At 59.6% G+C, this 18945-nt stretch carries 15 protein-coding genes; 10 read left to right on the plus strand and 5 right to left on the minus strand.

Features of this window, described 5'->3' with window-relative positions; genetic code table 11:
* Positions 1-142: 142 nt before the first annotated feature.
* A complete protein-coding gene (locus tag SIC15_RS00415) occupies positions 143-961 on the plus strand; it encodes an ATP-grasp domain-containing protein (RefSeq protein ID WP_412536828.1) in 819 nt (272 codons plus the stop codon).
* 179 nt (positions 962-1140) lie between these two features.
* A complete protein-coding gene (locus SIC15_RS00420; RefSeq protein WP_069182477.1) occupies positions 1141-2316 on the plus strand; it encodes a type III PLP-dependent enzyme in 1176 nt (391 codons plus the stop codon).
* 170 nt (positions 2317-2486) lie between these two features.
* On the opposite strand, the gene SIC15_RS00425 is transcribed toward SIC15_RS00420, so the two are convergent.
* From SIC15_RS00425 to SIC15_RS00440, 4 genes are read right to left on the minus strand one after another with little or no spacing between them, the layout of a single operon-like run.
* On the minus strand, positions 2487-3689 hold the full coding sequence (locus SIC15_RS00425) for a CynX/NimT family MFS transporter (protein ID WP_136630970.1): 1203 nt from the start codon (positions 3687-3689) through the stop codon (positions 2487-2489).
* A 12-nt stretch (positions 3690-3701) separates the two neighbouring features.
* Entirely contained in the window at positions 3702-4097 is a 396-nt protein-coding gene (locus SIC15_RS00430) for an ectoine synthase (RefSeq protein ID WP_069182478.1), read from the minus strand.
* Positions 4098-4147: 50 nt separating this feature from the next.
* Positions 4148-5578 carry a GTPase/DUF3482 domain-containing protein gene (locus SIC15_RS00435; RefSeq protein ID WP_412536829.1) on the minus strand — a complete coding sequence of 477 codons (1431 nt, stop codon included), beginning with the start codon at positions 5576-5578 and terminating at the stop codon, positions 4148-4150.
* Positions 5575-6984, minus strand: coding sequence for a DUF2868 domain-containing protein (locus SIC15_RS00440; RefSeq protein ID WP_412536830.1), 1410 nt, complete (start codon positions 6982-6984; stop codon positions 5575-5577). Before SIC15_RS00440 ends, SIC15_RS00435 begins: the two co-directional genes overlap by 4 nt.
* A 97-nt stretch (positions 6985-7081) precedes the next feature.
* On the opposite strand from SIC15_RS00440, the gene SIC15_RS00445 reads away from it, so the two are divergent.
* Entirely contained in the window at positions 7082-7444 is a 363-nt protein-coding gene (locus SIC15_RS00445) for a DUF6164 family protein (protein WP_069182481.1), read from the plus strand.
* A gap of 11 nt (positions 7445-7455) precedes the next feature.
* Here the strand turns inward: SIC15_RS00445 and SIC15_RS00450 are convergent, their stop codons facing one another.
* Positions 7456-8379, minus strand: coding sequence for an alpha/beta hydrolase fold domain-containing protein (locus SIC15_RS00450; RefSeq protein WP_412536831.1), 924 nt, complete (start codon positions 8377-8379; stop codon positions 7456-7458).
* A gap of 351 nt (positions 8380-8730) precedes the next feature.
* Between SIC15_RS00450 and SIC15_RS00455 the strand changes: the two genes are divergently transcribed.
* The 7 genes from SIC15_RS00455 to SIC15_RS00485 all read left to right on the plus strand — a co-directional run bounded on the left by SIC15_RS00455 (position 8731) and on the right by SIC15_RS00485 (position 18658).
* Positions 8731-10836, plus strand: a complete 2106-nt coding sequence (locus tag SIC15_RS00455; RefSeq protein ID WP_412536832.1) for a 3-hydroxybutyrate oligomer hydrolase family protein — start codon at positions 8731-8733, stop codon at positions 10834-10836.
* 142 nt (positions 10837-10978) lie between these two features.
* Positions 10979-12391, plus strand: a complete 1413-nt coding sequence (locus SIC15_RS00460) for a sigma-54 interaction domain-containing protein (RefSeq protein ID WP_069182832.1) — start codon at positions 10979-10981, stop codon at positions 12389-12391.
* Between the two features lie 324 nt (positions 12392-12715).
* Positions 12716-13768 carry a TRAP transporter substrate-binding protein gene (locus SIC15_RS00465; protein ID WP_136630966.1) on the plus strand — a complete coding sequence of 351 codons (1053 nt, stop codon included), beginning with the start codon at positions 12716-12718 and terminating at the stop codon, positions 13766-13768.
* A 116-nt stretch (positions 13769-13884) separates the two neighbouring features.
* On the plus strand, positions 13885-14523 hold the full coding sequence (locus SIC15_RS00470) for a TRAP transporter small permease subunit (protein ID WP_412536833.1): 639 nt from the start codon (positions 13885-13887) through the stop codon (positions 14521-14523).
* Positions 14523-15860 (plus strand): TRAP transporter large permease, encoded by a 1338-nt coding sequence (locus tag SIC15_RS00475; RefSeq protein ID WP_412536834.1) that lies wholly within the window; start codon positions 14523-14525, stop codon positions 15858-15860. Before SIC15_RS00470 ends, SIC15_RS00475 begins: the two co-directional genes overlap by 1 nt.
* Positions 15861-15873: 13 nt before the next feature.
* Positions 15874-16653, plus strand: a complete 780-nt coding sequence (locus SIC15_RS00480; RefSeq protein ID WP_136630965.1) for a 3-hydroxybutyrate dehydrogenase — start codon at positions 15874-15876, stop codon at positions 16651-16653.
* Positions 16654-16669: 16 nt separating this feature from the next.
* Positions 16670-18658 (plus strand): acetoacetate--CoA ligase, encoded by a 1989-nt coding sequence (locus SIC15_RS00485; protein ID WP_153637104.1) that lies wholly within the window; start codon positions 16670-16672, stop codon positions 18656-18658.
* The last annotated feature ends 287 nt before the right edge of the window (positions 18659-18945 follow it).

Here is an 18945-nt window from a genome sequence, read left to right on the forward strand (position 1 = left end):
TATGCCTGCCCCCTCACCTTGCATGATTCAAGGGTAGCACCAGTAAGGCTTTTTCCTGATGCCCGGCCGTGAAAATACCGCTTGCCTGAAGTGTATCCCTGTATAAAATACGCGCAATTCAATCCTCGAGTGCGCAGTATCCATGCACCTTGTTTCCTTCGATATTTTCCGGACCCTGGGCTTTCCCAACACCACCGTTCTGAAGCCGGACCAGTTTCTGCGCCATAAAGAATTGTTGCGGGAGGCTGACTGGGTCCTGTTCCCCGAATACTGGCAGCTGAACGCGCTGGTACATGGACTCAAATGCCGGGTATTTCCGAGTGTTGCAAGCTACCGTATCGGCCATGACAAGGTCGAGATGACTCGTGCATTCCAGGCAGTGGCCCCGGAACACACCCCCTGGACCATGATTGAGGCCAACGGACCGGTGGAACGGGATCTGATCTGGGATGCCATGGCTCACCCCTTCGTCGCAAAGCTGCCGAAGGCCAGCATGGGCGAAGGAGTTTGGTTGATCGAAACCCGTGAGGATTGGCGGCGCTATTGCGAGTGCACTGATGTTCTGTATGCCCAGGAATACCTGCCTTTGGACCGCGATGCCCGTGTTGTGGTGGTTGGTGATCGGGTGTTGACGGCCTACTGGAGAACCCAGGCGGACCAGGGTTTTTACAACAACGTGGCCCGGGGTGGCCGTATCGACAACAGCCCGGTACCCAAGGTGATGACCGATCTGGCGTTGAGGCTGGCCCGGGAGTTGGGTGTCGATCATGCAGGCTTTGATATTGCCCTGGTAGACGGTCACCCGTATGTCCTGGAATTCAACCGGCTGTTCGGAAACAAAGGGCTGGGTCAGGGCACGGAACTTCAGGAAGCGATCCTGGGCTATCTGAGGAATCAGACCGAGCCCAGAGATCCCGATGGACCCACCGAACCAACCCCCCTCTGGCCGATCGCTGTTTAAGCATTTTCCACCAGAATTCATGCCATTGGCGGTGCTGACGTCGTTCATTACTTATGGGTAGATATGCTCATATCCGGGCCTGAAAAAAAGCCCGATGATCGCGCCATCTTATGGGTGCTGCAGCCTTGCTGTGGCGCCTTTTTTTATGTCTGTTTGCCCTGTGGAGGGACACACCACCCATGACCGAAGCCGCTAACGCTAACATTGCCGATTACTACGAAGCTGAGACTTTCAAGCGCATCAAGGACTTTGCCGACGGCAAGGAAACCCCGTTTGTGGTGATTGATACCGCAACGATTGATCGTCAGTACGACGAGCTCATCGAGGGTTTTCCCTACGCCAAGGTCTACTACGCGGTGAAAGCCAACCCGGCGCCGCAGATACTGACCATGCTGCGTGATAAAGGTGCCTGTTTCGATATCGCATCGGTGTATGAGCTGGACAAGGTGATGGCCCTGGGCGTGACCGGTGAGCGGATCAGCTACGGCAATACCATAAAGAAGGCGAAGGACATTCGCACCTTTTACGAGAAGGGTGTTCGGATGTTCGCCACAGACTCGGAGGCAGACCTTCGCAATATCGCCAAGGCGGCCCCGGGCTCGAAGGTGTACGTGCGCATCCTGACCGAAGGCACCCTGACCGCCGACTGGCCGCTGTCCCGCAAGTTCGGTTGCCAGACTGACATGGCCATGGATCTGTTGATCCTGGCCCGTGACCTGGGTCTGGTACCTTACGGTGTGTCGTTCCACGTGGGTTCCCAGCAGCGGGAAATCGGCGCCTGGGACGCGGCCCTGAACAAGGTGAAGGTGATTTTCGAGCGCCTGAAGGAAGAGGACGGCATCGAGCTGAAGATGATCAACATGGGTGGCGGTTTTCCGGCCAATTACATCACCCGCACCAACGAGCTGAAGGTGTACGCGGAGGAGATCGCCCGCTTCCTGCACGAGGATTTTGGCGCTGAGCTGCCGGAGATCATCATCGAGCCGGGCCGTTCGCTGATTTCCAATGCCGGTGTGCTGGTGAGCGAGGTGGTGCTGATTTCCCGGAAATCCCGCACTGCCCTGCACCGCTGGGTGTTTACCGATGTGGGCAAGTTTTCAGGCCTGATCGAGACGCTGGATGAGGCGATCAAGTTTCCGATCTGGACCGAGAAGGTGGGCGAAGGCGAGGACTGTGTGATTGCCGGGCCGACCTGTGACAGTGCCGATATCATGTACGAGCACCACAAGTATCCGTTGCCGTTGAATCTGGCGATTGGGGATCGGATGTATTGGTTGTCTACCGGTGCTTATACCACGACGTATAGCGCCATTGAGTTTAACGGGTTTCCTCCGTTGAAGGACTATTACATCTGACCATGTATTAGTTCGGAGTCTGGCCGCGGGGCGGGGGTGTCCTTTCCTCTGGGAAAAACAACTCGCTTTGCTCAGACATTTTTTCCCGGCGGAAAGGACACCCCCGCCCCACGGCCGTTCCGGCTGGATACGGGGAGTCCGCGAAGGGAAAATTGGTATTCAGAGAAGGATCAGCTTTCGGGCTGGTCCTTTTTTCGTTCCAGATTCAGGGTAAAGGCTAGGGGCAATACCAGCAGGCCGTAGGTGATCATCAGCATCAGGGCGTGGCGGGCATCGCCTGTCCAGTCGGCGACGACACCGCCAAGCATGGGCACGCAAAAAGCGACGGTGTAACCGACCAGAAAGGTGCCGGCGGAGAGGCGGCCAGTTTCGGCGGCGGAGACCACCAGCGGAGGTATCGCGACAAGCAGGATCAGGAGCATGCCGGCGACCAAGCTCATGAGGGTGGCACTGACGATGGACCACCAGCCGTTGAGCATGACCGCGCCAATGGCGCCGAGCAGGCTGATGCTGGCCAGTGTGGCGATGACGCCACGACGGCCGACCCAGTAGCGCGCCATTTTCAGCATGATCAGGGAAGCGAAGACCTGGGCAAGGTTGTACCAGAACAGGGCGTCCGGCAGTTTGTCGAACTGGCCCTGATGCTGCAGAAGGTTGCCCATGTACGCGTTGAGGCCAAAAAACAATGAGCCGGAGAGGCCGAGCAGAAGACCGATTCTCAGGGTCAAGGGGTTATGCCAGTCCGGTAGCCAGGCCACTTTTCGCACCGGTTTGGCCCGGTCCCGTTTGGGTAGGAACAGGGCCGCAGCAATCAGCAGCCCCGGGAGTGACCAGGCCAATAGGGTGGCGCGCCAGCTGTTATCCAGCAGGGGCATGAGCACAGGCAGCGTGATGCCGGCACCGATGAACTCCCCCATCAGCATGCCGTTCATGTAGATCGCCGAGCCTAACGCGAGGTGGTGGGGTTCCAGCCATCGGGGCAGCAGTGCCGGCAGTGACGGTTGCATCATGGAGACGCCGATACCCATGACTGCACTGGCAATCATCAGGGTCAGGGTGTCGGGCATCAGGCCGCGCCCGGCGGAGCCGATCACCATGATCACCATGGCCAGAGCCAGGGTATTGCGGGGGCCAATCCGGGCAATGGCCAGTGAGCCGGGCATGGAGCCTATGGCCAGCATCAGGATGGGCAGGGTGGTCAGGGCGCCGGTGAGGGCCTGGGTTAATGCCAGTTCATCACCAATGAACGGCGCCAGGGGCGGTGCAACCAGTACGGGTATGCGCAGGTAAACTCCGGCCAGCCAAAGCAACACCGCCACCGGCAGCAGCCTGGCTGGCGGTGGCGGTGTGGTCGCGGCCTGGGGTTCAGCCACGCTCAAAACGAATCAGTCTTCGCCGGTATCTGGCAGGTAGGCGCCGTCTTCGTCGTGGACTTCACGGCCGGTTACCGGCGGGTTGAAGGCACAGATCAGGCGCATGTCCTCGGTGCCACCGTACAGGGTGTGCTGGTCATGCTTGTCGAGTGCGTAGAGCGTGCCGTCGGTGATCTCGTGAGTTTCACCAGTGGCTTTGTCCAGAATTTTGCCGTTACCGGCGACGCAGTAGACCGCTTCCAGGTGGTGTTTGTACCAGAGGTTCAGTTCGGCGCCTGCCGGGATAATGGTCTCGTGGAAGGAGAAGCCCATGCCGTCTTTCTTGAGCAGCATGCGGCGACTGGTCCAGCCGGGGCCGTGTACTTCGCGCTCGGTACCGATGATGTCTTGCACTCGTACGATTTTCATTCGCATTCCTCATTTTGTGATGGAATAGCCTTTAAGTATAAACATCGTTTTCAGTTGCGGTTCAACCGCCAATCGTCGAAAACAGCCATGGCCTGTTCGATCGAGTTGGCGAATTTTTCCCGCTGATGTTCATCCAGAGGGCGCCGTTTCCGGCTTTTATCGAAGGCTTTCTGAATCTGTTGCCGGCTCGATTTTTCCAGGCGTTCGAGCCAGTGATGGTCTGCCGGCTCGAGGTCCAACAGGTCGCGGCCAGCGTGATTGCGGTGGGAGATGTGCCACCAGTGATCCACTGCCCTTCCTAATACAACATAGCCGAACTGACTGTCCTGTACAGGGCCAAAGGTAGCTGTTTTCAAACCGTCCCGAAGTACCCCGATGTTCAGCGCCGGCAGGGCCAGCCGATCACCGTAGAAATAACTCCCGGCGGCACCGATGAGTCCGCCTACCAGAGCGCCGGTTCCGAGGGAGGAGCCGAAGGTCAGTGCGTCGATCCCGGCACCGCTGACGGCACCGGCGCCGAAGCCGGCGGTGGCCAGGTAGCGTTTGCTGACGGCCCAGGCTTTGCGGCTGTCTTCCGAGAACAGGTCGTGCTCACTGTGCCATTCCAGTTCGGCTTCCTGACGGCGGATGCGCTGGTGCTGATACAGGTGTTCGATATCCACACGCAGCGTCTGCTCCCGCTTCCGCTGATGGCGGTACCAGTTCCGGCGCAGCTGGTCTGCCAGTGAATCGTCACTGGTCCCGGCCGCCTGGCCAGCGGTCAGGGTGCGTTTTTCCTGGAACGACATCATGTCCTCGAGTGCCCTGGCGATCAGTGCAGCGGCTTGTTGGCGGCGCTGTTGGCGCTGGGCAGACAGAAAATGCGTGGCCTGCTCCAGAGGCGCTTCCCAGTCTGGCTCCAGTTGTCCGAATGCGCGTAAAAGGCCGAGATGTTGCTCGAAAGGAGCGCGAACGGCGTCGAAGCGGCGAACAACCTGGAAGAATTGGCCCAGTGCTGACTGCCAGGTGTCACTGTAATCGTCGGCGCCGATGCTGTTGATCAATGCCAGGCTGGGCCGGCCGGTCCAGCGCAGGATGGTCATTTCCGCCTCGTGTTCGGCGCTGTATGGTACCGAGCCATCCACCACGTAAATGATTCCGGCGCCCTCGATCAGGGGCGTCAGAAGCTCGCATTCATCGATGAAACGGCCATCCCCCTGATGTTGCGTCACAAAGGCTTTGACCGTGTCGGCGTGGTCTGACGCGGAGACACTGTGGGCTTCCAGCCATTCCAGTACCCGGCGCGGGCGCTGGAAACCGGGGGTGTCTACCAGTGTGTAGAGGATTTGCCCATCCACTTTCAGGGGATAGGCCTGGCGCTTGCGGGTGGTGCCGGGCTCCAGGGCAATGGCGATGGCATCATTCTGGGACAGAGTGGCAACCACGCTGGATTTGCCTTTGTTCGGGTGCCCAACGACGGCAAACGTAGGTGCCTTTGTCATAAATGCTCCCCGAGTGCTGAATAGGGATCCCGCATCTGGAGGGGCGGTAGCGACACCCGAACGAAATCGCTGCCAACCCGTTCGGCAAATCGGAGCCAGGGCTGAATCTGATGGGCATCAGGCTCCTGGCTGCTATCCGGGGCCAGGGGTACCAGAGCGACCCTGGATCCGTCGGGCCAGATGCCGCGGGCACTCTCCAGAAAGTCCGCCAGTTCACCCGTGGGGGGCTGCCAGCTGCGCACCAGCAGGATAACGGGTTTTGGGCGAGCTCTCAGATGCACAGCGATTGACTGCATGGCCTGATCATCGTCCGAGAGGCTCGCGGTGCCGCCGGCATGAAGTACAAGCTGTTTGCCTGAACGAAGCCCCTCTGGCAATTCCGGTTCGCCGGCGCCAGCCCAGCAAAGCAGGATGTCGCTGTCCGGCAGTGGCAGACAATCGCTTCGAGCGTTCGTATCCGGCAGGTCGTCGGCATCATGGTGGCTGTTTCCGGTGTCGAGGGCAGGCGTTTCCAGACGATACATTAGGGCATGCATGGCCGGGTGACTGGCGAGCAGCCGACGGGCCTTTTGTCGGGTCTGGGTGAGGGCGAATCCCCAGAGAAGCAAACGTGGTAGCAGAATCCAGGTTGTCCAGAGCATGGTAACAAAGGGCCACCACTGGCCCCAGAGGGCCGGGTCCGGATTTGTCGCAGGTTCTCCGGCCCGGAAAAAACGCGTTGCCTCGACCAGGCTGAGATCCGGGGCGGCCGCCGGCCAGAGCCAGGCCCAGGGCATTGCGACCGCGCTCACCAGTTCGTGGTAGCTCGCCGCAGCGGTGTCCAGGGTCGTGCTCCAGCCAAAGGCAAGATCCTGGACCACCACCATGGCCAGCAGGGTGATCAGCCCGGCACAGGCGAACGCGATGCCGCCCAGGTGAGCGGCCCTGGCCATCAGCAGTGGCTGGAGTCTGTTGAATTCCCCATGGCCAGGGTTGACCCCGAAACGCTGTAACAGCCAACGCCAGGGCTGCCATCCGGCCAGGGACTGCACGGTGGTAAACAGGGCAAGGACCAGATGCAGCAAAACGAAGGCCAGAAACACCGTGATGTTGATGCGCTGGCCGCCGTCGTAGAACAGCAGTCCGGCCATGGTCAGCATGCCGGCGATCAGCCCCATGGCCATAAAACCTGTGGCAATCCGGCGCCAGGACCGCAGAATCGGGTCGGCGGATGTCTGGGTTGTTCCGGGTCCGCTGAGCCGGTTCAGGTGGGCCAGCCAACGGGCAGCGTCCGGGGCCACGCCCTGCTCTTCGCACATCAGTGCGAACTTGCGGTCGCGGCGATGCAGGAAGGTGGGGGGCTGTGATCTGTCCCGTTGCGCCTGGTTTTCAAACTCCAGCAGTAATCGGAGGGAGCTGTCGGTCATTCAGAGTTCCGGTGTCGAATTCGGGCAGTCGGGCCCGGTCGGGCTTTAGTGCTAGGATATAGGGATACCCGCACCCGATACCAGACAGCGAGAGTCCATGCCCCACCATCTGATGAACCTGCGCCATGTACCCGATGACGAGGCCGATGAAATCCGGGCTCTGTTCGATGCCCACGAGGTGGCCTACTACGAGACACCACCCAGCCGCTGGGGCATCAGCATGGGCGGTTTCTGGGTTCATGATGACGATGAGGCAGCAAGGGCCCGGGCACTGCTGGATGAGTATCAGCGGCAACGCTACGAAACCCAGCGGCAGGCCTACGAGGAGCACCTGGCCCGGGGCGAATCCGGCGGTTTCTGGTTCATGCTCAGGCAGCGGCCAGTCCGGACCCTGGCCGCCTGCATTGCTATCCTGGTGATCATGGGCCTGAGTCTGCTTCCGTTCATCCGGATCGGGTAGCGGACAGGGTCTTAGCCCTCTTGCTGGCGGGCTTGCTGACCAGCGAGGAACCCGATCGCTGCGTCCACCGCTTCGCCTGCGGTCAGAAAGCTGGTGACGTGCCCCCGCAGGTGCATTTCATACAGTTCGCTGTAAACCTGATGATCCTCAAGCGCTTCCTGAAATCGCTTTGCCTGATCGAATGGCACCAGCATATCCATGGCACCGTGAAACAGGAAAAAGGGCGGTGAGTCGGCGGTCACATGGCTGATTGGTGATGCTTTGCGATAGATTTCCGGTATGTCCTGCTGCTCGCCACCCAGGAATTGCCGGATCAGCTTGCCCGAACCAAAGGCCATCAGATCGGAAGGCAGGCCTCCTGTGACGACCGCATGCAATCGGGTTTCCGGCCCGCCGTGGGGCTGGTTCAGGTCGCTGTCGGAGCTCGCTACCAGGGCGAGGAGCGCAATCAGATGGGCGCCGGAGGAAAAGCCAAAGCCGCTTACCCGACCTGCGTCCAGTTGATACTCGTCGGCGTGCCGGTTCAGCCACTGTCGGGCCAGTTGCAGATCATAGAGTTGGGCCGGGAAGGTGTGTGCCGGGGCAAACCGGTAGTCGATGTTCAGCACCGCGAAACCGTGGCTGGCCACTTCCTCCGCGATCCAGGCCATGTCTTCCCGGGATCGGCGTTGCCAGCCACCACCGTGGACCATCAGAACGACAGGGTGGCGAGCCTCTGAGACCTGCCCGGTCGGGAGGTAGAGGTCGGCGAACAGGGCTTCTGGCCAACCATCGGGAGAGAACCGCAAATCCTGTTCTACCCGGAAGGGTCCTTCATCCGGGAGGCTGGCGGTGGTTGACCCATTGTGATGGGTCGCGCAGCCTGCGAGGATCAGCAGACTCCCGATCAACCCGAATATCCCACCACGTCTCAGTCGTGTCTGGTAGACGGACAATGGAATCTCCTCTATGAAGCGGCTGAAAGCGTCTGTCTGATTTACGAAGCGGCAATGATGGTGGATGTTGGTCTGGCGACTGAGCCGGCCCAGACTCCATTGTCCGACATTCCATACAGCGTCCGGTTTTCAGGACAATCTGCTCAGAGTGCGCTCTCACAGTCTTTCATGCTCATCGATTGGCAAGAGACTGTCCGGAAATCCGGAACAATTGTTCGAAGAAAATCCGAAAGATGGATTAAAGGTATATAAATCAGAAGGATAGCTGGTTGGCACAGGATCCGCATGGCGTTCCCGGGGCCTGGCTTGAGGCCTGGTCTGTTCGTTTACAACAACAAACAAGGAACGATCATGAAACGAATAATGCTCTGCGCCCTCATCGGCGCCACGGGGATGACCCTCACTGCCTGCAAGGATAACCCTCCCTTCAACGAGATCCCTGGTTTTATCCAGGGCGACATAACCCAGACCAGTTACGACGGGATAACCGATGACCTGCTGACCGCCGGCCTCGGTGCCAGCGGCCTGGCCAGTACGCCCGCGCCGGCATTTGCAGATCCCTTGAACCCGACCGCAACGGAACTCCGCCGGTTGGCGATCTATAACAACTACCGTGCATTGGTGGATACCGCGCCCGGCGGAGGGTATGGCACCTTCTTTGGCCCCCAGGTGGGCGTCAGCGGTGAAGGGCTCATTCCGGGCGACGAATACATCGCCTACATGGCGGTTCCGGGTACCGACGTGCCGGTGACGGTCATGGCGCAGGTGCCCGATAGCTTTGATCCCGATCGCCCCTGCATGGTGACGGCGCCGTCGTCCGGCTCCCGTGGCATCTATGGCGCCATAGGTACCGCCGGCGAATGGGGACTGAAAAAGGGATGCGCCGTTGTCTACACCGATAAGGGTACCGGGACTGGCTCCCATAACCTGGCCACCAACACCGCCCAACGCATTGATGGCACGCTGACCTCTGCCGATGAGCAAGTGCAGTTCCGGGCTGATCTTACGGATGAGCAGCGCGCAGAGCTCGACAGCGTCTGGCCGGACCGTTTTGCCTACAAGCACGCACACTCAAAAGCCAACCCGGAAGCCGATTGGGGCCTGCATGTGTTGCAGTCCATTGAGTTCGGGTTCTATGTGCTGAACGAGAAGTTCGGTCGGGAATTGGGCAATGGCGAAACGCTGTTAACCATCAATCCCAAAAATACCGTGGTGATCGCCTCCAGCGTCTCCAATGGGGGTGGTTCTTCCGTTCGTGCGGCCGAGCAGGACACTCGCGGACTGATTGACGGCGTGGCGGTGTCCGAACCCAACTTGAATCCGGAAGTGGACCGCAGCTTTACCATTCGTCAGGGTGAAGGCCCGGTGATTACCGAGCACAGCCGGAGCCTGCTGGATTACACCACGGCCCTTGCCGTATATCAGGGCTGTGCCAATCAGGCGCCGGCGATCCGGGACGATGCGCCATTGAACGCCACCTTCAATCCCCCTCAGATTGGCGAGAACATCTGTAACTCGCTAGCCAACAAGGGGCTGGTAAGCGGCGCCACCCTGGATGACCGGGCCACCGACGCCCTGCGTATCCTTAATGAAGAGTTCGGTATTCAGCCAGAGCAGAATCTGCTGGCGCCCGTGCACTTCGGCCTGGCGGTTGCTCCGAGTATTTCCATGACCTATGCCAATGCCTATGGCCGGGCCGGTGTCGAGGATCGGGTCTGTGATCTCAGCCTGGCGGCCACCGATTCCGCCGGAGCGGTTACCCAGTTGGCGCCAGCTGCAGAGGCGGCCCTGTTTTCGGCCAGCAATGGCATTCCGCCATCGGCCGGGGTAAACATCGTCTACGACGGTGCCGACGGCCAGCCCACCAATCTGCCTGCCAGCGCGTCTCCCAGCACGAATCAGTTGGACTATGGCCTGGATGCACTGTTGTGCCTTCGTAGCCTTGCCCAGGGGAGCGACGCCATCAGCGGCGCTGATTTGCAGGGCTCCGACGCCGAGCTGGCAGCGGCCATTGCCGGCGGTATTGCCGAAGTCCGTGCCTCCGGTGATCTGCAGGGCAAGCCGACGGTCTTCGTTACCGGTCGTGCCGATGCGATTCTGCCAATCAACCACACGTCCAGACCCTATTTCGGCCTGAACCAGCGGGTAGAGGGGAAGAAAAGCAACCTTCGGTATTACGAAATCCTCAACGCCCATCACCTGGATGTGCTCAATGGTTTTCCGGGCGTTGCTGACCGTTATGTGCCGCTGCACCACTACTACTTCCAGGCGCTGGATCTGGTCTGGGCCAATCTGACCGAGAAGCAGGCGTTACCACCAAGCCAGGTGGTTCGGACCGTGCCCCGGGGCAACATCACGACACCGCTGGCAGAGGCCAACCTGCCGGCGATCAACCCCGCGCCGGATGCCGCAGACCGTATCGTCTTTGCTGATGACCAGGTCCGGATTCCGGAATAAAGCAGCCAGCGGCCGGCCCGGTATCGGGCCGGCTTCGTTTGCCCCCGATCCGGGGGCCCAATATACTTCCGTGACTGCACCCGGCCTGCCGGGTGCCAGGGTTAATACCATGAATGACATTCGACCCGTTGGTGCGCGGTACATGACAGAGCTGTTTTCCGACAAGAACAAGAGTGGACTGACCCGGGACCTGATCGAAGCCCTGTTCCCGATGTTTGAGGAAGCCAGTGCCGGAGCGATCGCTGTCGACCGGAGTGCCCGCATCACCTGGATCAACAGCAGTTATTCCCATCTTCTGGGTCTTGGTGATCCGTCTACAGTGATTGGCAAACCGGTGCGCCAACTGATCCCCCATACCCGAATGCCCGAGGTGGTTGAGTCTGGTAAACCCCTGCTGCTGGACATCATGGAACATAACCAGCAACAACTGGTGGTGACACGGCTGCCCTATTTTGACGATGGGGGCCAGATTGTCGGTGCCGTTGCGTTTGTGCTGTACGACGATCTGCAACCTTTGACACCGCTGGTTTCCAAGTACCGGCGACTGCACCAGGATCTGGCAGCGGCCCGCAAGGCTCTGGCCAGGAAATCCCGGGGCACCCGTTACAGTCTTGGCGATTTTGTCGGGGCCAGTCCGGCAGCGTTGGAGGTCAAGCGCAGGGCGCGGCTGGCGGCAGGCCGCGATATGCCGGTTCTGCTGCTGGGAGAAACCGGCACCGGCAAAGAAGTGCTTGCCCAGGCGATTCACACCGTCTCGGGTCGTGCAGAGAAGCCGTTCGTGGGTGTGAATGTTGCTGCGATTCCGGACAACCTGCTGGAGGCAGAATTCTTCGGTGTGGCTCCTGGCGCCTACACCGGCGCCGATCGCCGAACCCGGGATGGCAAGTTTCAGCTGGCCAACGGCGGCACGCTGTTCCTGGATGAAGTTGGCGACATGCCGCTGCCCCTCCAGGCCAAGCTCCTGCGTGCCTTACAGGAAGGCGAGATCGAGCCCCTCGGCTCCAACAAGGTAGTGTCGGTGGATGTGCGGGTTATTGCAGCCACCAGTCGAAACCTCGAGGTCATGATTGCCGAGGGCACCTTCCGCTCGGATCTCTACTACCGTCTGAATGTTCTGGAAATCCCCATTCCTCCGTTGCGGGATCGTCTGGCGGATCTCGGTGTGCTCTGCGAGGCACTACTTGAAGAGATCTGCGAAGGACTGGAGTTGCGCGGCGAGATTACTGACGCCGGCGTCTCGGCTCTGGGCAGTTACGACTGGCCAGGCAACATCCGCGAGCTGCGCAATGTTCTGGAGCGGGCAATGACCATGGGTGAAGAGGGCGGCCTGCTGGATGCCGACGCCATTTTCAAGGTTTTGCCCCGTGGAGGAACGCGCCCGGTTTCTTCGCTGGCTCCACAACCTGTCAGGCCTCTATCCCAGACCCTGGCCGAGGCCGAGGCCCAGGCCATTGAAGAGGCCCTCGTGGCGAGCCGCGGCAATCGCACCCGTGCCGCCAAGCTGCTGGGCATCTCCAGATCCGTCCTTTACGAAAAGCTGGCGAAGCTGTCCTGAATTCCGGACGGCTGTCTGGCAGTCCGTACAACTACCTACGACTGATGTCTAAGATTGTCTGGATATCCGGACATCTCGGTTCGTTTCGATTTCCTCTTCAGTATTTAACCTTCTGAATTATTTGAATAAATATAATCTGGCACGGTGTCTGCTAAATCCGTTACGCAGGACGTCAGAACAATGCAGAGAACAAGGCTGACGCTAACTGTTGGACCCCCAAGACTTACCCTGTCCGTCTGTTCCTGCGTTTTCTGACTATACTCAGATCAGGCCCCGGCTATCCGCGCCAGGCCAGATACAATAACAATGCTAGGAGACTTGCCAATGAAACTTCTCAAGGCTCTCACCGGTGTGGCCGGTGCGATCGCTCTCACCACGGGCTCTGCGTTTGCTGACGATCTGCGCTGGAAAATGCCCGTAGCCTTCGCTACCAACCTTCCGGGCCTCGGTTCTCCCGCTGCCTGGGTTGCAGACAACCTCACTACCGCCTCAGACGGCAGCATCCAGGTCCGTGTTTACGAGCCCGGCAAGCTGGTTCCGCCGTTCGACATTCTGCAGTCCGTATCTGACGGCAAGGTTTCGGCTGGCTACACATGGATCGGCTACGACCAGGGTAAAGTGCCTGCCATCCCTCTGTTTGCGGCAGTTCCCTTCGGTATGAAGCCCTGGGCCTATATCGGCTGGTACTACTACGGCGGTGGCCATGAAATGCTGCAGGAAACATACGCCAACAAGGGCTTCAACGTGCATGCCCAACTGTGCGGCATCATCGGGCCCGAAACAGCCGGTTGGTATGCCGAGCCGATTGAATCACTGGAAGACTATCAGGGTCTGAAGATCCGCTTTGCGGGTCTGGGTGGCAAGGTCCTCGAGAAGCTGGGCGCTTCCGTCACCATGATGCCAGGCGGTGAGCTTTACCAGGCGCTGGAGAAAGGTACCATCGATGCTACCGAGTTCTCCATGCCCGCCATCGACCAGATTCTGGGCTTCAATCAGGTGGTCAAGTACAACCTGTTCCCGGGCTGGCACCAGCAGTTCACCGCTCAGTACATGTTGATCAACCAGGACGAGTGGGATCGTGCCACCGATGCGCAGAAGGCTCTGGTTGAGGCTTCCTGCACCGCGGCCACAACCCGTGGTCTGGCTGAGGGCGAGTACAAGAACGGCAAGGTTCTGGCTGAGTTCCAGGACAAGGGCGTTCAGGCTGACCAGATCCCCCGTGACGTTCTGCTCAAGCTGAAAGACGTAACCCAGGAAGTGCTTGAGGAAGAAGCCGCCAAGGATGCTGACTTCAAGCGTGTCTATGAAAGCCAGCAGGAATTCATGGAATCCTACAAGGTGTGGGATACCCGCGCTTATGTACCGGCGGACCTGTAAGGTTCGGGGCTGACCCAGAGCACCGGATGCAAGTCCGGTGTTCACGTATCTAGTCTGGATGGCCCTGCGGGGCCATCCTTGTTTCATGGCAGGCTTTGTGAACGAGGAACTGTTGTATGACAGTGTCTGATAAAGGCTCACCGCCCGAGGTGCATGCGTCGGCGTCGGACGCCGGTCAATTTATTCATCATCACACCGAGTTCCCCACTACCCGGTTCAGCCGGATCCTGGACGGGGTCATTTCCGCGATTGGCAAGAGCGCTTCCTGGCTCTGGATTGTGGTCACGGGCGTGATTATCTACGCGGTGGTGGGGCGCTATGCCTTCGGCATGGGCTCGGTCACCCTGGAAGAAGTGCAATGGCACCTGGCCGGCGCGGGCTGGTTGCTGGGCCTCGGCTACACCCTGGTAACCGATGATCACGTCAGGGTCGATGTTATCCACGAACGCCTGTCGCTCAAGGGTCAGGCCTGGATTGAACTGTTGGGCCTTGTCTTCCTGTTGTTGCCTTTTCTGGTTCTGGCGGTGTACGAAATGGTTCCCTACGCGTTGAGCTCCTGGGAACAGGGCGAGACCAGTCAGGCACCCGCGGGGCTTCCCTACCGCTGGATTCTCAAGGGCATCCTGGCGCTGTCTTTTGCGCTTCTGATCGTTGCGGCCCTGTCCCGTCTGCTCAAAGTTACCGCTTTGCTTTTCGGCTTTCCAAAGCCAATCCGGGTCGAATCCGGTGAGAACAAGAAAGAGGATGCGTCCTGATGGAGCTTGAAACCCTTTTTGTAATCGGCATGTTCCTCACCTTCGGGGCGCTGTTGATGACCGGTTATCCGGTCGCGTGGGTATTGGGTGGCACCGCGGTTATCTGGACCGTCGTCGGTGTCGTCGCCGTTGAAAATTTTGGTGCCAATCTCTGGTTTGATTACCAGTCTTCAATGGGCCTTGTCCCTGAACGAATATGGAAGGTGGTCAGCAGCGAAACCCTTGTCGCCCTGCCCATGTTTATCTTCATGGGCATCATGCTTGACCAGTCCGGTGTGGCCGAGCGGCTGATGAACAGCATGGTTAAGCTGTTTGGCGCTGTTCGCGGCGGCTATGCCGTCACGGTAATCGTTATTGGCGTACTGCTGGCCGCGACCACTGGCATCATTGGTGCGTCCGTTGTACTCCTGGGCATGCTGTCCCTGCCGGTAATGATGGAGAACAAGTACGACAAGGGGTTTGCCGTGGGTACCGCCTGTGCCACCGGTACCCTGGGTATCCTGATTCCACCTTCCATCATGCTGGTCTTGATGGCTGACCGCCTGGCGGTTCCCGAGGCCTCGGTAGGTGACCTGTTCATGGGCGCGTTCTTTCCCGGTTTGATGCTGGGTGCCATGTATGTGGCCTACGCCATCATCCGTCCCATGCTGCAGCCGAACATTGCGCCGGTGCCGGCAGGCACCGAGAAAGTGAGCTGGGCCATCGTCTGGGAAGTGGCCAAGGCGGTTGTGCCAACGGCGGCCCTGATTCTCGGCGTACTGGGCTCCATTTTCGCCGGTGTGGCAACACCGACCGAGGCGTCTGGTGTGGGTGCTCTGGGGGCCCTGTTGTTGGCATTGATGTCTGGTCGACTGAACCTGAAGGTTCTGAATTCCTCCATGCAGCAGACCACCCGGACGGCTGCGTTCATTTTCGCCATTTTCCTGCGCGGACTGGGTGGCGATCAGGTGATTGAAGACGCCCTGCTGGGTCTGCCGTTCGGGCCTTATGGAGTGGTCCTCACCATTTTGCTTGGCGTTTTCCTGTTGGGCTTCTTCCTGGACTGGGTCGAGATCACCCTGATCATCCTGCCCCTGGTGGCGCCGGTCGTACAGCAGCTAGGTTTTGATCTGGTGTGGTTCACCATCCTGTTTGCCATGTGTCTGCAGACATCGTTCCTGACACCGCCGGTCGGCTTCGCGCTGTTCTACATCAAGGGCGTGGCGCCGCCGGAGATCGCCGTTACCGATATTTATCGTGGCGTTATCCCGTTCATCATTATTCAGCTGGTAGCTCTGGCCATTGTGTTTGTGGTGCCGGAAATCGCAACCTGGCTACCCAGCGTGGCTTACGATTAAGGAGAAAATATCAATGCGTCTGGAAAACCGGATTGCCCTGATTACCGGTGCCGGTCGCGGCATCGGCCGGGCCATTGCCGAAGCCTATGGCCGCGAAGGCGCCAAGGTTGCGGTGGCTGACCTTACCATGGAGGCGGCACAGGATACTGTGGCGGCCATCGAGCAGGCTGGCGGCACTGCGATTGCTCTCGCAATGGATGTGACTGACGAACATGCAGTTGACGTAAACGTCAACTCTGTGGTTAAACAGTGGGGTGGCCTGGATATCGCTATCGCGAATGCCGGCATCCAGCACATCGACCCGGTGCACAAACTTGCCTATTCCGACTGGAGCAAAGTCATGAATGTGCATCTCGATGGCGCCTTCCTGGTGACTCGCGCGGCACTCAAGCACATGTATGAGAGTGGCGGGGGCACCATGCTTTACATGGGGTCGGTGCATTCTCTGGAGGCCTCGCCCCTGAAAGCGCCCTACGTTGCTGCCAAGCACGGCATGTTGGGGCTGTGCAGAGCAGTGGCGAAGGAGGGCGCGGAACACGGGGTGCGAAGCAATATTATCTGCCCCGGATTCGTGCGCACGCCCCTTGTGGACAAGCAGATCCCGGAGCAGGCCAAGGAGCTGGGCATTTCCGAAGAGGAAGTGATCAGTAAAGTGATGCTCAAGAACACTGTGGACGGGGAGTTCACCACCCTGGAAGACGTGGCAGAGCTGGCCGTTCATCTGGCCGCATTCCCCTCTGCCGCCCTGACTGGCCAGTCTATCGTGGTCAGCCATGGCTGGCATATGCAGTAACATTCAGGAGATATGGATGAGCAATGAAGAACAGTCACCCGTAGTCTGGTCTCCGTCGGAAGACACCCTGGCCAATTCCCGCATGGGCCAGTTCAAGGCCTGGCTGGAGCAGCAGGGCTTCGGGCCCTTTGCCGATTACCATGCCTTGCACCAGTGGTCCATTGATGAGCTGGAAACCTTCTGGCAGAAAGTCTGGGACTACTGCGGCCTGGTCTGCGATACGCCGGCCGAGAGAGTACTGGGCAAGCGTGAAATGCCGGGCGCCGAATGGTTCCCGGGTATGAAGCTGAACTTTGCCGCCAACCTGCTTCGGCTAGCGGACGGCGAACACGCAGATCGAGAAGCCGTGGTAGCTTACTGCGAAACCCGTCCCGTGCTGCGTCGCACCTACGCCCAGATCAAGTCAGATGCAGGCGCGCTGGAAGCCTTTCTCCGTGACAAGGGGATTCGGCAGGGCGATCGGGTGGCCGGCGTTGTGACCAATGGCTACGAAGCCCTTGTTGGTATGCTGGCTGCGACAAGCATGGGTGCCATCTGGAGTTCTGCCTCCCCCGATTTTGGCATTGGGGCCATTCTTGACCGCTTTGGCCAGATTGAACCGTCAGCGCTGATCGTGGTGAATGGCTACGGCTATGGCGGCAAGGTATTCGCCCGTCAGCAGGACTTCGCAGAGCTGATTGCCGGGCTGCCCACGCTCAAATCGGTTGTCAGTGTCCAGCAATTGCCGGACGAGCCCCCGATTGCCGGTGACCTGGTGACCACCTGGGAAGACGTACTGGCCTACGGCAAAGGCAATGCGCCCTCATTCACGCCGCTGGCCCCGGACCACCCGGTCTATATCCTGTATTCCTCCGGTACCACTGGCAAACCCAAGTGCATCGTTCATGGCAACGCCGGACTGCTGGTCAATCATGCCAAAGAACTGATGCTCCATGGCGACGTTGGTCCTGAAGATCGGTTCCTGTACTTCACCACCTGTGGCTGGATGATGTGGAACTGGCAGGCCTCCGCCCTGATGACCGGCGCAGCCGTGATCACCGTGGATGGCTCCCCGGGTTACCCGAGCCTGAACTTCTTGTGGAACACTGTGGCGGAGGAAAAAGTCACCCACTTCGGCACCAGCGCAAGATTCATCGCCGGCTGCCGTAAAGGTGAACTTCAGCCCGCGAAAACCCTGGACCAGAGCAAGCTGCGAGTGGTGTTCTCCACCGGCTCCCCCCTGCTGCCGGAAGACTATGACTGGATCTACACCGACGGCGCCCCCGGCGCCCTGCTCGGTTCCATCGCAGGTGGCACTGACATCTGTGGCTGCTTCGTAGGCTCAACGCCGCTATTGCCCGTGCGTCGCGGCGAAATCCAGTGCCGCTTCCTGGGCGTGGACGCCGTGGCCTATGGCGACGACGGCCAGCCGGTCAGCGAGGGCCGCGGCGAACTGGTCTGCCGACAGCCACTGCCGTCCATGCCGGTCAGCTTCTGGCAGGACCCGGATGGCGAGCGTTACAAGGATGCCTACTTCAACACCTTCCCCGGCGTCTGGGCCCACGGCGATTTCATCGAATTCACCGAACACGGCGGCGCCATCATCTACGGCCGCTCAGACGCCACCCTGAACCCGGGCGGCGTCCGCATCGGCACCGCAGAAATCTACCGCCAGGTCGAAACTGTGGCCGAGGTCAAAGACAGCCTGGTAGTCGGACGCCAGATCGACGGTGACGTGGAAGTGGTTCTGCTGGTGGTTCCGGCCGATGGCCAGGAAATCACCGACGACCTGCTGAAACAGCTAAAGAGCCGAATCCGCGAAGGTGCCAGCCCACGGCACGTGCCCAAGCACATCGTGCAGGTGAACGACATTCCGTACACCCGTAGTGGCAAGAAGGTGGAGCTGGCGGTGGCCCGTTTGATCAACGGCTCCAAGAAGGCGGACAACCGGGACGCCCTCGGCAACCCGGAGGCGCTGGATCATATTCGGGAGCGGTTGGCTGAGGTTGGGTTGTTGCCGGGTTGAAGCTCGTTTTGTTGACAATCAATCACTGAAAACGGGCGAGATTCGGCTCGCGGAATCCCACTGAAAAGCTTGAATAGCGGGGCGGGTGGGGCCTCCCAAAACTGTGCGGAGCCATGGATGGCGGAGCCCAAGCGCCACAGGGATGTGTCGCCAGGAGCGTGTTTTGGAAGGCCTTACCCGCCCTGCGTCACCACCGAGTCAATGTTAGAAAGTTTCGTAAATTCCCGCCATTTCATCGTCTTGTAACCGAAGATCAGGCATTTTTAGTCCGTTCTTATACTAAGATC

It is taken from the genome of Marinobacter sp. MIT932201 (assembly GCF_047123295.1).
Classification (GTDB): domain Bacteria; phylum Pseudomonadota; class Gammaproteobacteria; order Pseudomonadales; family Oleiphilaceae; genus Marinobacter; species Marinobacter salsuginis.

Coding starts and splice junctions, on each gene's coding strand:
- SIC15_RS00445 (WP_069182481.1), top strand. CDS start 7,082: ATGCCCCACCATCTGATGAACCTGCGCCATGTACCCGATGACGAGGCC.
- SIC15_RS00475 (WP_412536834.1), top strand. CDS start 14,523: ATGGAGCTTGAAACCCTTTTTGTAATCGGCATGTTCCTCACCTTCGGG.
- SIC15_RS00440 (WP_412536830.1), bottom strand. CDS start 6,984: ATGACCGACAGCTCCCTCCGATTACTGCTGGAGTTTGAAAACCAGGCG.
- SIC15_RS00420 (WP_069182477.1), top strand. CDS start 1,141: ATGACCGAAGCCGCTAACGCTAACATTGCCGATTACTACGAAGCTGAG.
- SIC15_RS00460 (WP_069182832.1), top strand. CDS start 10,979: ATGACAGAGCTGTTTTCCGACAAGAACAAGAGTGGACTGACCCGGGAC.
- SIC15_RS00455 (WP_412536832.1), top strand. CDS start 8,731: ATGAAACGAATAATGCTCTGCGCCCTCATCGGCGCCACGGGGATGACC.
- SIC15_RS00485 (WP_153637104.1), top strand. CDS start 16,670: ATGAGCAATGAAGAACAGTCACCCGTAGTCTGGTCTCCGTCGGAAGAC.
- SIC15_RS00430 (WP_069182478.1), bottom strand. CDS start 4,097: ATGAAAATCGTACGAGTGCAAGACATCATCGGTACCGAGCGCGAAGTA.
- SIC15_RS00465 (WP_136630966.1), top strand. CDS start 12,716: ATGAAACTTCTCAAGGCTCTCACCGGTGTGGCCGGTGCGATCGCTCTC.
- SIC15_RS00435 (WP_412536829.1), bottom strand. CDS start 5,578: ATGACAAAGGCACCTACGTTTGCCGTCGTTGGGCACCCGAACAAAGGC.
- SIC15_RS00415 (WP_412536828.1), top strand. CDS start 143: ATGCACCTTGTTTCCTTCGATATTTTCCGGACCCTGGGCTTTCCCAAC.
- SIC15_RS00470 (WP_412536833.1), top strand. CDS start 13,885: ATGACAGTGTCTGATAAAGGCTCACCGCCCGAGGTGCATGCGTCGGCG.
- SIC15_RS00480 (WP_136630965.1), top strand. CDS start 15,874: ATGCGTCTGGAAAACCGGATTGCCCTGATTACCGGTGCCGGTCGCGGC.